General features: G+C 36.8%; 8 protein-coding genes. 4 read left to right on the top strand and 4 right to left on the bottom strand.

From position 1 onward, the window contains the following. Positions 1–8: 8 nt before the first annotated feature. The 4 genes from JMX95_RS02020 to JMX95_RS02005 all read right to left on the bottom strand — a co-directional run bounded on the left by JMX95_RS02020 (position 9) and on the right by JMX95_RS02005 (position 9,360). On the bottom strand, positions 9–2,684 hold the full coding sequence (locus JMX95_RS02020) for a DUF2357 domain-containing protein (protein WP_201559905.1): 2,676 nt from the start codon (positions 2,682–2,684) through the stop codon (positions 9–11). Continuing rightward, positions 2,684–4,903 (bottom strand): McrB family protein, encoded by a 2,220-nt coding sequence (locus tag JMX95_RS02015; RefSeq protein ID WP_201559904.1) that lies wholly within the window; start codon positions 4,901–4,903, stop codon positions 2,684–2,686. Before JMX95_RS02015 ends, JMX95_RS02020 begins: the two co-directional genes overlap by 1 nt. Before the next feature lie 224 nt (positions 4,904–5,127). Continuing rightward, a complete protein-coding gene (locus JMX95_RS02010; protein ID WP_201559903.1) occupies positions 5,128–7,818 on the bottom strand; it encodes a DEAD/DEAH box helicase in 2,691 nt (896 codons plus the stop codon). 3 nt (positions 7,819–7,821) lie between these two features. After that, positions 7,822–9,360, bottom strand: a complete 1,539-nt coding sequence (locus JMX95_RS02005) for a site-specific DNA-methyltransferase (RefSeq protein WP_201559902.1) — start codon at positions 9,358–9,360, stop codon at positions 7,822–7,824. A 302-nt stretch (positions 9,361–9,662) separates the two neighbouring features. On the opposite strand from JMX95_RS02005, the gene JMX95_RS02000 reads away from it, so the two are divergent. From JMX95_RS02000 to JMX95_RS01985, 4 genes are read left to right on the top strand one after another with little or no spacing between them, the layout of a single operon-like run. Further along, positions 9,663–10,688, top strand: a complete 1,026-nt coding sequence (locus JMX95_RS02000) for a nucleotidyltransferase (protein ID WP_201559901.1) — start codon at positions 9,663–9,665, stop codon at positions 10,686–10,688. 8 nt (positions 10,689–10,696) lie between these two features. After that, the gene (locus tag JMX95_RS01995; protein WP_201559900.1) at positions 10,697–12,388 is read left to right on the top strand and encodes a ThiF family adenylyltransferase; all 1,692 of its coding nucleotides are present in this window, start codon (positions 10,697–10,699) and stop codon (positions 12,386–12,388) included. After that, entirely contained in the window at positions 12,373–12,894 is a 522-nt protein-coding gene (locus JMX95_RS01990) for a Mov34/MPN/PAD-1 family protein (protein WP_201559899.1), read from the top strand. The genes JMX95_RS01995 and JMX95_RS01990 overlap by 16 nt, the downstream gene beginning before the upstream one ends. Before the next feature lie 3 nt (positions 12,895–12,897). Beyond that, positions 12,898–14,517: an SAVED domain-containing protein gene (locus JMX95_RS01985; protein WP_201559898.1), complete on the top strand. Its 1,620-nt coding sequence runs from the start codon at positions 12,898–12,900 to the stop codon at positions 14,515–14,517. Positions 14,518–14,535: the final 18 nt, after the last annotated feature.

Raw genomic sequence — 14,535 nt, 5'->3', positions numbered from 1 at the left:
AAGTTATACTATAAAAAACTTTCACAATCTGGACAAACTACATTCGAGACTTGTTCAGCTCGAGTTCTATGATAAGCCCATTTCAAACCATTTTTAAAAATGATGTTTTTACAGTTAAAACAAACACTTTGAATGGTTAGTTGAGAACATTTATAACATTTCAATGTCCAAATATCATTCTTACCTTGAGTTTGTGAGTAACTTAAATCCAAGCTATTATTTTCTGAGTTACCACATGCTATACAACTCATATTATGAAATATTCGACCTTCAACATAATCTTTCTGGTCGTTCTGCTGTAAAAACATTCCAATCAATCTTTGTAAGTTATCGATTGATTGTGGATGATTAAGACTAGGACTAAGAAAGACGCCTCCGTATTTATGTCTAGCTTCATTACTCTGACCATAGTCACAAAACCTTCCCCACTTTAATGGACTAGTAGGTTTTTCGATAACTTTAGGTTTTGGATGAATAATAAATACTTGATTATGACCATCTTCAGAATAATTTTTATGTTTTAAGTGATTAGGTTTATATCGATCGCTTTCATCTTCTGGAAAATATAGCTGATTTATTAAACTATCATGTGAATTCTGATTGAGGTTTTGAAATTTAGCATCTAAAACTAGACGTTTGGTAACAGTCTTAATGACGTTTATAATATAATTTTTAGAATTTGAGTCATATGAAACACTGTAAATATCATAAGTTAAATCGATTACAATATCTGGACGTCTGCCGCTAGTGAGTACTTTTTCATAGGTTGTTTTAATTGACTGAGATGTGTTTTCACATTTCATCATCAAACTTATGTTGTACTGCTCGCTTTGTACTGATTGAATTAGTTTGCTTTGCCAGTCCTCTTGTAAAACAAAACCATAAATATTCTTGAGTATTTGAATAGTTTTAATTAAACACCATTTCTCGTATAGATTAGATATATTAACCAAACCTATCTCATCTATTTCTAACATCGCATCAAATAGACTTTGGTCCAAACCGTTCACGTCCATAATTTGTTTAAAAAACTTTTTACAGCCTGCATACAATGGATTTTGAATGAACACCATACTATTTGGGCTGTTTGCTTGCTTTTTGACGTTGTTTGTCGTAAAGAAATTTAAAACTTGCTTCAAAATTGAGATTTGTGTAGGAAGTTGTGTCGACACTGTACTAATTTGCTTTTTAGCTTGTTTATAGATTTCAGTTCTGCGCTCTAATATTGAAGCTTCTTTGTTAAACTCTTGCTTCTCTTTATAATTAAGCGGTTCTGTCCAATTTTTTTCCTCAAGCTGAACTTTGCGAGTCTCCATTTCTTTAAGTTTATTCGCTAATTTTGTATATTCATAAATATTATTTATATCGAAATCTATCCAAGTAATTTTATTAAACTTGAATATATCAGTGACTATTACATCTGATTGATTTCCAGTACTGTTATTGGATTCCTTAATATATCTATTATATGTACAAAAACCGGCAAAGTTTAGACTAGTTATTCTGCTAAAATCTTCATTGGCATAATCAGGATCATTAATTTTAAATACTATAGTATCAGCTCCGTAGCGCTTCTTAAAATCATCTCTACTGATTCCATCCAGTTCATTAATGAAATACCCATTTTCTTCCTTGAGTTTATAACTGAGGCGAATACTGAAGTTATGATAAGTTAAGCGATGAAATTCATGACACTCTTTTGGCTCAATATTGATTTTTAGTTTTCCAAACTCAGTAACTATACTTAGTATCTGAGACTTAATAGTGTCAATTTCATTTTGATATACATCCTTATCAATAACGTTAACTTCCTGATTTAATAACTCATCTTTCCATTCATTTGTATCATCAATTTTCTGTTGATAGCTACTAACTTGATTCTTTGCTAAGCGATCAAGATTTTGTAATAAATAAAGTGTCTTAGATACACAATAGTGGATGTATCTGTTTTCTGAAGTGTCATAGCTTTCGTAAAAATCTCTGCCAGTAGCGTATTTTCGATTAGGTTTTTGTATTAACTCTCTAAAAGTTCGGGGTATAGGCTTAACTTTCTTAATTGGTAATAAGTTTTGTCGCTCAGATAGAAACATATTGGGGTTTTTGATCAGATTTATTGATACATCAACAAAATTTTTGAATATTTCTAATACATCCTCTTGAAATATATTTGGCACTTCCTTGCTTATTTTTGCTTTAGCGGGATTATTAGTATCTAAAATCAGTAGCCACAAATCGTTTTTGAAATCGCTTAGATAGTGTTCAAGCTCTTTAACTGTGAATTCTAGGTCGTTATTTTCTATCTCTAACGATCTGTTTTGAACTACTAAAGATAGTTTACCTACTGTGCGGTATAGCTCACTGTAATAACGTTTATTCTTCTTGTCCCAGCCACTATTTTGAATCCACCAAGTCTTATTATTTTTAGGTGACTTCAAGCAAACTAAATATTCACGCTTTCCATTTGATAGTTCAAAATATGGGGTATGTGAAACCTCACCTTCAAAACTAAAACCAAGGTAATGATGCACTTTTGGATAGGTTACTGTTTGAACAGTTCCGTCTCCGTAAGTACCATTATCAGTTTGTTCTATAGTAAGCGTGTCGTTACTTTCTTCTAGCTTGAAGACCGTTTCTTTATCAGTCCATTGTATCGCTAGGTATTTAATTTCGAGGAATTTAAACATTATCTTGACCAGTAGTTGACAACCCAATCATTTGCTTCAGCATTACCAATAACCTTCAACAACTCAGCTATACTGCTATCGGCATCATCATAAAAACTCAAGCCATTAAGCTCGTTTTGTAGATGCATACTCATTGCTCTTAAGATATCTTCGCGAAGTCTACCTTGGTTATCAATCTTTCTTCCGTCAAATAACAACTTAGGTAAAACCTTGTGTAGAATAATATTATTAAGAATTATCTTGTATTTTGTCTCAAATTTACCTAGTGCTTCAGAATATCCCAAGGCTTGGCGTATCGTACGTAAGCCGAATTCAATGCCTAGTGGATCAAGGTAATCTTTAACCAACGTGATTAAATCTTGTGTTAACTCTGACTCTCTATCAAATTCAGGATACGGTAATCGCTCACCAAGCTCAGACGAAGTAAAATTAATTGGTAAACTCATATCCAAATCAAAATCCTCAACCTCATCTTCGATTAAGCTCCAGTCTGCCAGAAGAGGACTACCGAACTTCATAATATGTGCACGATCTAAGATCTTAGGTGATAAATAATGGGTAGTTTCATCTACGTTTATCGCTCCAATAATACGTACATTTTGAGGCAACTTTATAGAGGACGGCGTATTTAAGAAACTCTTTAACATTCTTTTAAGATAGCTATGATACTTCAAGAGAGAATCGCCTTCTTTGAACCCACACACTTCATGAAGCTTGGCATTGAATTCTTCATCTTTCATAATATCTATAAAGCCATTAATATCACGATTATCTAGTTTTACTGCAGTGTCATTAATAAGCGAAATAAAGTTTTTTAACTCACTAGCTAACACCTCACCTTCAGAAGATGAAAAAAGCTGGATTTCAGGTTGTTCATCGCGTTCCTCCAATAAACTTAAAAAATCAGCAAAATAGTACTCTACGCGTGCTAAATTCATTTCATCTAAGCATATTAAATAGGGAACATGTGGATTCTGCTGGGCTTCTAACAGCGCATCCAAAAACTTAGTAGACAGATATTTATTCTCTAAAGGGTTGTAATATCCTAATAAATCTTCTGCACTTGTCCAGTTGGGCTTAACAGGTACAATAATAGATTTACCACCAATGGCTTTAGCGAATGATTTAACCAAGTTTGTTTTACCAGAACCTGAGTCACCAGCAAGTATAATAAGATCATTTGTTGAGATTAATGCTAGAAAGTCTTCTAAAACGCTACGTTTATAGACAATCTTACGTTGCCATAAGTAAGCTTGTATGTAAGCTACTGCTTGCGTGTAATTAGAATCAAAAACTTCAGAGAACTTATGACCTTCTCTCTTATCTCGTTCTTCTAATTTAAGTAGGAACTTGTCTAAATCTTCTTCTTCTAACAAGTCGATTTTTTTCAGCATTTCTGCTTTTGTTTTGAGAATATCATTGAGCTTTGCCATGTTGCTATCCAAGTGTTTTATAAAATCTTCATATTCAGTTTCAGCTTCATTTAAAGCCTTTTGAGAAATTAATACATTTTCTTCAACTTGACCTAAAACTTGTAATAAAGCTGTTTTTTGACTCTCAAGTTCGGTTAGTTTGATGTTTAGATGGTCGTTTGAACCTTTGAGGGATTCTTTCTCTACATCTAAATCTTCAGTTATTTTTTCAACTTCTTGTTTTTTTAACTGTAGCTGACTCTCTAATTCATTTTTTTTTGCTATTAATTCTTGATCAATTTTTTCTACAGCTTTATCAAAATGCAATTTGTATAAATAGCTTTCTAGATACTGATCTTCTTCAATCTGAAGAAAATTTAAAGTGGATTTTGTAAAGTCAAACTCTTCATCAACGCTCTCAACAGCAACTAAGAGATCTAGCGCTAAAGCCATCAAATCAAAAGGATTGTTATGCTTATCGCGCTCATCTTTGGGTGACAAGGTAACTCTAGCTTTAGCTTTATTCCCTGTTGTGACGTGCTCAATATTAAATCTTGAAAGTCTTCCAATAAATACACCTTGCACAGGCGGGTCATAATTTAAAGGAAATCTTAGTTTTTCATTTCTATGGATATGTTTAATGTCTTCTAAAACATAGAAAGAACGTCCGCCTGATGGAGTGATCTCTTTAAGTGTACCGTATACCTCTAAAGGTTCATTGGCGTCGTAATTCCAAGCCTCTTTAAGCTTAATAAAGAGCTCTTCATCAGAATCATTTTGTAGTTCTTCGTGTGAATATTCATGCATCAAATTATCTCGTTTAAATATAATTTCGTAATTTGTATAAAATAATAGAGTTAACTTTTAAAGATATAATTTAAATCGGTATATATATTAACAACTTAACCCTAAAGCTCATCCAGAACAGCCCTAAAGCTTGCCAGCCCCGCCTCAATATTATCGATAATATCACTAGCCAGATCTTCAGGATCAGGTATGTTATCTAGGTACGTTAGCAAACTATACATAGGTTAGCTACTTTGCCCAATAACGTTAAGTATCTGCTGCCGCACGTCTTGACCTTTATCATCTTTTTTCACCGCCATTAAGAATAAGCATTGACCCTGGCTATGACTTGCCCAAAGTTCGCCTACCATACGTTTCTCTGCTGAATCATCATTGGTTTCGTAAGGCTTACCTTTATATTCCACCACCAAGATACGACCGTCCTGCAATTCAACGATAAAATCAGGATAAAAGTTGGTATGCGCCAGTGGCAAGCTAAACGATGCTTCTCCTCGTCTAACTAGATTTCTCACCCAATGCTTCACTTGAGGTAGTAGATCAATAGTCTGAGCACAATCAAACTCTTCACCTGAAGATTTCATGTCTTCGATTTGCGGATAATAATGTTTGTCAAATGCATAACTACCTGAATAGTAAGGTGGTCGTGTTGGATAATTATCTGCTTTGAATTCGTAACTAAAATCATAAGTCGTAAGCACGTCAGCATCATTTGCGAATAAGGTTTGCTGATATCCTTTAGTCATTGCTTGCTGTCTATATGCAGATACCAGCTCCTGTATAGAACGAGCAAGTGGATACTTATTACGTATGAGAGTAGTGAGTGTCAGCGCGGGTATTTGCAATAATTGGTTGATTACCTTAGTTAAAAAACTCGTCATTTCACGCTGAGTGACATCACTTTGACGGCATTCATTGTCTAGCCAGCCTATAAGTTCATCTTGGGTCACTTCGGTATTAGCCAGGTTTAGATTTAAAGTTTGTGACTCATGAGCAAGATTGTATTTAACTTTTTTGCCTTCTACATCGACTAGGAAGCTTGTCGTCTCTTCAGTGGGCTGATAGTCGAGCTTAGCTGGATAATCTAATAGATTCCAACCTGATACATCCAAGAATACTTCTTTCTCAACCAGTTCAAGCTCACCCTGAACCATGACACACAATCTTGGTAGCGGAGCAAATTTCACTCCGTTCTCTGCTGGTGACAAAGCGGCATGTACACTGAAGTTATGCCTATCAACTGAAGTCTCAATCTCTTTTTTATCTTCAACGGCCACTTTGGTAATGGCTTTTTTCAACGGCTCTGAAACTTTACCCGTAACCGTAACCACTTGGCGACCATCTACCTCAGATATTTTAATGCTACTGCGTTCTTCTTCTGATAACTCGGTAGTATCTATCGTATCCTGCACCTCAACCATTAGAGAAGGTGGTGTCAACTTAGGTTTCGAGTTTACAGCGTCATCTTTATCTACTTGACCAAATAAATCGCCTTGATTGGCATCTTGCTGTCGAAGGAACGTAGCTACCTCCATCTCTTCAAAACCCATTGAGATGAGTTTATCTGTCAGCTCCTTTGCTGCCTGTGCCAAACTTGTGGTGGCCAAATGGGCATAAGCTCTATTTAGATCTTCTATCATGCGACGTTTTGCATAAGGCATGCGCAATACACGTCCTAATAGCTGCTCAGCATCTTTACTAGAAGAAACCTGTTTGACTGAACAGAATACGTAGGCAAATGAGCAATCCCAGCCTTCTTTCAGAGCTTCTATAGTAATGATGTACTCGATAGAACAGTTAGGGTCAAAAAGATCAATGCCATCTAGCTCTCGCTGTGTCCCTGTGGCTACCGCAATTTTATCCTCAGTAATGCCATGGTCTTCAATTAGACACTTTTTGAGTACTTCAACCGTTACCTTGCCGTTCTTGTTCTCTGCCTGTAGTAGGACGATAGGACGTATATAGTCGATATCTTGTTGTGCTTTAAGCGCTAATCTATCGCGGGTTAATACCGCATCACGTACCGCTTCTTCCCAGCCATTAATATGCTCGGTCAAAATGATAGGTAGTTTGATCATTTCTTCAGCTTTCAGTTGTGCCGCTGAGACATGATATAAGATATTACTACCATTGGTCGTTGAGGTGTTAGGGGTTGCAGTAAACTCAATAATAGCCGCAGGATGCACACGTTTTAGGGTATCAAAGGTCAATGACGTCCTAGCGTTGTGGGCTTCATCGACAATAACTAGAGGGTTATAAAGTGCTAATAGGTTGGCAAAAGAGTACTTTATCTTACCTATATCATTGACGGTCAAACCGTTTTCAGAAACATCATCTTCACTGACGGTCTCAAGCTTGTCATAAAAAGGATGCTGACGACTCAGTTTGGCGAAATGCGGTTCAAAGTCTTCATGATACTGATATACCTTACGATCAGACGTCTTAGCTACTCGTAAATTAGCAATAGTAGAGACTACTATAATTGTTTTATTGCCAATATCCTGGGCACGGATTTGATTGACATCAGCGATATCGTAAACACTGACTTGATTGGCAAAAGCGCGGTTTAAATGATCAGTATAGTCTGGATTGCTCTTGAGAGCCGAGACGGTTTGCTGCTGAATGGTAGTAGTAGGTACTAGCCATAATACAATCGGGAAATCTTGCGATAGATAATGAGTCGCAGCTGTAGATACCGCATAAGCGCCCAGCACAGTCTTGCCGCCTCCTGTCGGAATACGAATACAGACATAAGGTGTATCATCAAAAGAGTAAGCACGGTAAGGGGTTTCTACAAAATTATTATCCTGTAGTGTCTGCTGAAATGCTGTGTCAATATCGCCATCCATACGGCAACGCTGAAAAAAACTCGTAAGTGTGTCAAGTGCGCCTTGCTGATAGCTCTTTAGTTCAAACATCGCTTATCTTCCTTTCACATCGTATGGTATTTGCTTAAATATAATATTTTCACTTTTGAGACGGGCGTCTCCCATTCGGCTCGTCTCACCATAGATGACTTTTTTACCATTCTTTGGGTCTTCAGGATGAGGTGGCAGTATTGTTAGCACTTTTGATGTGAGTACGTTGCCACCGTTAGGACGTTTATCACCTAAAATACCGTTATAAAGTAGGTAGTAAGCGACGCCATTGTGCACGCCAAGTAGTGGTGATTTAGCTGACTGTTGTAGTGCTTGTCGGGTATCGCCATACCAAATATGCGAAGCAAGCGAATCAAAGCTGATACCTTCTCTTAAAGAGCCATTTTCGCTAAAAATGACTTCACCTAAGCGATAGAATTTGAAGCCACTACCTCCTGTCCAGTTGACGTCTTCTGAAATACCACCTTGCTCACCATCGACTACTTTTTTTAGCCTTGGCTGGCAATGAGTGACTGCATTTTCATCAAGTTCAATACCGATATAACGGCGGTTCATTTTATGAGCTACTGCAACTGTAGTACCAGAACCAAGAAACGAGTCTAGGATAAGGTCTTTTGGCTGTGTAGCTACTTGAAGGATACGCTGCATCAAACTTTCAGGTTTAGGTGTGGAAAATGGTGTATCTGAAAATAAATTAAGCGCTTCTTTTCTGGCTTCTTGATTATGACCTACCTCTGAATTCATCCAGATAGATCTAGGTACAACTGGTTTTGCGTCTTCAATAAACTTTTTAATTCGAGGTGACTTTGATAGTCCGTCTTTACCCCAGTAAATCATATTATTTTCGCAATGTTTTTCGTGAGTTTCTTGTCCATAAGCCCAAACTCGAGTTTTTTTTGGCCAAATCTCCTCGCCTGTATTCGGCTGGATAATAGGATAGTAAAGATTAGGTCGCTCTGTTGAACTCTTCGCACAAGTGTAAGCTGCTGAATTCCATAATCCACGCTCATCATTATCTGGATTTTTATAATTTTTAGCTTGAGCTTCATTCAATGGCAACCTATAAGGGCGCCATATAGTTTTGTTTTTTGCATATACAATAATATTGTCATGATCTTTACTGAAATATATAGCGTCATTAGCTGGCGAGGTTCTTTTTTGCCATATTATATTTCCTATAAAGTTTGCTCTTCCAAAAATCTCGTCACAAATAACTTTGAAATAATGGGCTTCGTTATCATCAAGCGTAATCCAGATTGAACCATCTTCAGATAATAGTTGCTGCAAAAGCTCCAAGCGTGGATACATCATCGACAGCCATTTGCTGTGCTCTAGATTATCATCATAGTGTTCAAAAGCACTTTTGGTGTTATAAGGCGGGTCAATAAAGATGCACTTTACCTTCCCTGAATGCGTAGGAATGAGCGCCTTCAATGCATCGAGGTTATCGCCTTGAATAAGCATATTGTCAGTATCTGACTCGCCATACGATAATTCCGGTACCAACTCTAATAGACGATACGGACAGTCACGCGCTGTGGTCAACGCTTGCTCTTTATTCAACCAGTTCAATATAGGCATATCGCCTCACTTCCTTCTTTATTTTCAGCCATAAATGGCTGGCATGTTTAGTGCTTAATATTCTGAGTGGTAATTTATCATATAACCCGCTTGCTCTCACCAGATATCGACCTGTAATACGATATCTTAAGCTTTTGCTTTGGTAGAGCTACTTTAAGCTATTGTTGGATATTTTTCAGCGTTGACTTGGATGGATGCGACATTACTTGTCGTATGCAAATGTTCTGTACCTATCAATGTTGGTAGAGACTTGATATATTCTATAACTATTAAAACTTAACAATTATTGAGAGGTAACGTATATGGCAGATTTACAAAAACAGTTCTTAGAATTTCATAATGCTATTAAATTAGGCACTTACGAAGAGAACGACTTTTTACGTAAAAAACGCGACCTAATCATCGATAAGCTTAAGAGTAAATTGGCAGAAAGAAAAGACGATGGTTATCCTCAGTATGAAAGAAGCTTCAACCAAGGAAGCTACGCTTTAAATACGGGTATTAAACCTGTCAGAGCTGGTGATTATGATATCGATGTTGGTGTACTTCTTGACTGTTATATTGAAGATTATGAAGATACTGTAGATCTAAAAGAGTTAATAGCAGAATGTATCCAACATACAAATCGTGATGTAGTGGTAAGTCGATCTTGTATTACAGTAACATATAAAAAAAATGGGATAGCTGATTATCATGTTGATTTACCAATATATGCCAAATCTAACAACGAATACGATGATACATACTATCTAGCTAAAGGTAGAAAAGGGTTAACTGAAGATAAGCGAATTTGGCAGGCAGCGGATCCTGAAGGTATCAACTCAATAATCAATGGCTTATATAAAGGTAATGATACCTATGAGGATAACGGTTCTGATCAACGTAGACAGTTTCGTAGATGTGTACGCTACTTAAAAAGGTGGCGCAACCATAAATATGTTGGTATCCATAGCATTGGACTGACTATGGCAGCGTATCATTGGTTAGAACCAGATGTAGATACCCAGAATGATGGAGAGGTTCTACTGGATTTAATTAAAACTATCCTTAGTAATTTTGATTACTTTGGTCGTCTCAGCATTAATCTGCCTATAACACCAGGTGGTGACTTGCTAAAATCTGTCAACGATGAGGATATGGCTATTACTAAGGAGCGTTTTGAGACACTAAGAGATAATTTACAATCAGCCGTCAATGAGCCAGACGCGCATGAAGCCAGTAAGACATTAAGAAAAATTTTTGGTGATGACTTTCCAGTAGTGGACAAAATCGATAAAGCTAAAAAGAGTAATGAAGCGCCATATGTCAGTACTGGCTCATCAGCATAGGTAATGTTATGAAAATCAGCGATGGCATACAGCAAAGCTTCAAAAATTATATTCAATCTCTTGGTGGTAAAAGCATTGAGAGCTATGATAAAAAGGATGGTTTTATAGCCATCGGCTTTGATTTAAATATTCATGGTCAGACAGTACCTTTATCAGTCAAATATATTGATCAAAAGCGTTGGCTATCATTGCCTACAGTGTCAGTTGCTCAGTGCAACTTGCCAGCGTTAGATCATGTGGGTAATAACGGCTTGATATGTGTCACAGATCATCAAGGTGAGATGTTTGATAGCGCTGACTTATTTGGCCTCTTCAAATATGCTGTAGATACGGCTATAAGCATTCTGACGAATGCCCTTGAATCTTACAGTGCTGGAAACAGAAAGGCTTTATACGAAGAGATCGATGGTTACAATCAAACAGTCGTATCGGATGACCCTATTGTTATTGCGACGCATAATCCAAATCAGTCTGACAGCTTATATGCATGGTGTATTAATCTTACGAAACAACGTAATACACCTCAGTGTCATCATATCAAATACTTAGTTGACGGAGCTAGTCAACATCCACCTAGCTCCAACCCTTACACTGCTATAAAAGTAACTAAAATAATCCTGTCTCGTATCGAGAATTTTGTTATTCCTAATCTTTTCACATCCTTTGATGAACACTGGTGGGAACAACAAACCTTAAACTTCAGTACCCAACAGTTAGACAGCTTAAATAAGAAAAGTAAGTTTAAAATCGTTCTCTTAGAGATACCTACGCCTAAAATGCGTACTTACTTGGTCATCTCCTATTATCAGGATATGGCTTCGAATAAATATCGCAATTTTAAGATTCAAACCTTGCAGCGCGGTTGGCGCGAGTATTTACTTAATCGTACTGGCATGGAGTCTCAATTTTCAAGTAAGAAAACTGTTGTGATAGCCGGATGCGGTTCAGTTGGGTCAAGAGTTGCAGAGATACTGGCTGAGTCAGATGTCGATAAATTAATACTGGTTGATTATGATGATATGAAAACCGACAATATTATGCGGCATTACCTTGGAATACAAGATGTCAACCAGTCAAAGGTTAGTGCCCTTAAAAATCGTCTCCAACAAAACATACCTGAATTAGAAGTAGTAGTCTACAAAACTAATATCTTAAACTGGCTTAATAGCCAGAATGATGAACAGCTATCTGAAATTCATTCCATAGTGTTAGCTACTGGTCACCCTCCCACAGAACTAGAGGTGTGCCGCCGCTTATATACTTACGAGGCGAATGTCCAAGTTATATCTGGTTGGCTAGAGGCTTACGGGTTGGGTGGTCATATTCTAGGATTCAAAAGCAATGAGGATGGCTGTTTAAAATGTCTTTACTATGATCACGATGGCAATCCTTCAAATTATATAAATACCAGTTTGTTTAGTAATCCTTCAGGCATAGTTTTATCAAGAAATATCACTGGATGTGCTGGAGCGTTCACTGCATACGGTTCAGTTCATGCTATGAAAACAGCAGTAATAATGGCTGAATATGTAATCGAGAATAAAGTAGGATTACAGTCATGGTGCGCTACCAATAAGTTACCGACCAACTATAACTTGAAGGCCACCAAACATCACGCATTGGCTCTACAAAATGGTGGCTACTACTTACAGTCTTTAAATACTATTAAAGTGGCAGGTTGCTCATGTTGCAGTACCTAAATAAGCGCATTATATGGAAAGAAAAAGAAAATGATAAAGCATACGATGGCGCAATAGCCGAGTCTGTCATATCCACATGGTTCGATTTTAGACAGTCACAAGCCAAATCCAAGGAAGCTGGCGGTATATTATTAGGTAGCTATTATCCAGACAGTCATACAATAGTAGTAGACGACTTAACTACGCCAATGTTCAGAGATAGACGTACTCGCACCACTTTCTTTCGTTCCAAATCTCACGATAAAGCTCTGAAAAAATATTGGAAAGATACCAAAGGTTTTGGTGGTCTGCTAGGTTTATGGCATACACACCCTGAGCCAAAACCCAATCCATCTAGTACGGACTTAAATGATTTAGCGAGTCAATTCACTAGTTCTAAATATTTATCGGAACGTATTTTGTACGTCATCGTTGGTACTAGTCATATTGGCTTTTGGATTGCATACTCTCAAAACTCTAAAATATTTTTAGGCTATTTACCTTTTTCTACTGAATTGGACGATTAAATAATGACTACAAATAATCTATCTGTAGTAACTCAGATCCCGCATGATCAAACCCTAAACAAGACTATATTTACTGATCTTGACTCAGCCAAACAATATCTTGATCATCTTAAAGAGACAGGATTGCAATGGGATTCTGTTGGCTTTCTTTCAGACGCAAGCTTCCATAACTTACTGACATTGCTGTTCAATGATGGTGAGCTACTTGATGTTTTTACGTTTTCTCTTACAGATAATGACAATCACTTATTCATTCAATACTTAAGTAAAAATTTTGAAATAACGGTGGATTATAGACTTTCTGAAGTTGAAGTTTTTGAAAATAAAAATATAAATCAGAAAAATGAAGTTATGTCTTTATGGTCTGGTTGTCTTCAAAGCTCATATTCTGTAACGAATGAGTCGTTAAAAGATTTTGTAAATGATCTAATTTTGAAAACTAATGATGGTGGTAGAGGTAAAGATTTTACAGTTAATACAATACGTAAAGTCATGGATGATAGCCATGGTAGATGTATGTTCAGAGGATGTGGTCAACGTTTAGATGTAGACGAACTGACAGGTTATGAAGGTAACTACGGCTATTTAGCTCATATCACTGCATCCTCTACTAAAGGCCCAAGAGGAACACTATATCTATCAACTCTATTGTCTAATGAACCCAGTAACGTTTTATTGTTATGTGATGTACATCATCGCTTGGTAGATAGGGTTGCAAGCTCATATTATCCAGCGCCATTATTAACTAAAATGCGTGAAGAGCATGTTTATTTGTGCAACAAGTTACTTGATGCTCTAAATTATACGCCAGTTGATATTTTCTTTATTCCTTGGGGTGTAAACAGTCAGCATGTAGAAAAACCTAATTCAGTGGCAATATCAAAGTCCCTAAGTGTATTTGAACATAGAGCATCAGATCATATTATTAGTGTGAACTCTGGTGCAAGTGAGTCAATGGATCTTGATAATAGTTTTGAAGAGAATGCTTCAAAGAATATCGAGAAATGTGTTAATAGAATTCATGATCGGACTGAAGGGTCTGGTGCTGCAGTATTCGTTTTAGGTCCAACTTTTGCTTTAATAGGTTTTGGCGCGAAGTTTGGTAATAAATCCAAATTAATGCCAATGCTGCGTTACAGAGATGCTAGTAGTTGGATGTGGCCTGGAGTAGATCCTAGGGAAGATGCGTTTATTATTGATGAGCCAGAGATTGACCCAGAGCAATCAGAGGTTATTGTTAGCGTCAAACTAACTGCAGATGCTGAAATGATTGATTCAACAATTGACCATCTTAATCAGCAAGCCCAAGACAAGCTTCCAGTAATAAATATATATCCTCCTCAGAGTTACGGATACGGTAATGGCGCAATAGCGCATCCACTTGAGGGTGAGAAACTAGCTAATAGACTTAAGGAGATTTTTACTAACTTGAATCAAATGCATGGTATCAAAAAAGTACATCTATTAGTTTGTGCCTCAAATGCTGCTTGTGTATATATTGGTCAAGCTATAGATAGACATCAACCTGAGTTTATAGCCTACGATTATGGAGACAAAGTAATGGAGCCTAAGCTCAGAATATACAACGATGGGAATACTACGGACATTGAATGTATGCCATAGATTGCTATGCGTATATTC

Source organism: Psychrobacter sp. NC44 (genome assembly GCF_904846655.1).
In the GTDB taxonomy this organism is placed as follows: Bacteria; Pseudomonadota; Gammaproteobacteria; order Pseudomonadales; family Moraxellaceae; genus Psychrobacter.
Note: the sequence above shows the minus strand (reverse complement) of the source record. Positions and strands in the feature narration are given on the sequence as shown.

Coding starts and splice junctions, on each gene's coding strand:
- JMX95_RS02020 (WP_201559905.1), bottom strand. CDS start 2,684: ATGTTTAAATTCCTCGAAATTAAATACCTAGCGATACAATGGACTGAT.
- JMX95_RS02015 (WP_201559904.1), bottom strand. CDS start 4,903: ATGCATGAATATTCACACGAAGAACTACAAAATGATTCTGATGAAGAG.
- JMX95_RS02010 (WP_201559903.1), bottom strand. CDS start 7,818: ATGTTTGAACTAAAGAGCTATCAGCAAGGCGCACTTGACACACTTACG.
- JMX95_RS02005 (WP_201559902.1), bottom strand. CDS start 9,360: ATGCCTATATTGAACTGGTTGAATAAAGAGCAAGCGTTGACCACAGCG.
- JMX95_RS02000 (WP_201559901.1), top strand. CDS start 9,663: ATGGCAGATTTACAAAAACAGTTCTTAGAATTTCATAATGCTATTAAA.
- JMX95_RS01995 (WP_201559900.1), top strand. CDS start 10,697: ATGAAAATCAGCGATGGCATACAGCAAAGCTTCAAAAATTATATTCAA.
- JMX95_RS01990 (WP_201559899.1), top strand. CDS start 12,373: ATGTTGCAGTACCTAAATAAGCGCATTATATGGAAAGAAAAAGAAAAT.
- JMX95_RS01985 (WP_201559898.1), top strand. CDS start 12,898: ATGACTACAAATAATCTATCTGTAGTAACTCAGATCCCGCATGATCAA.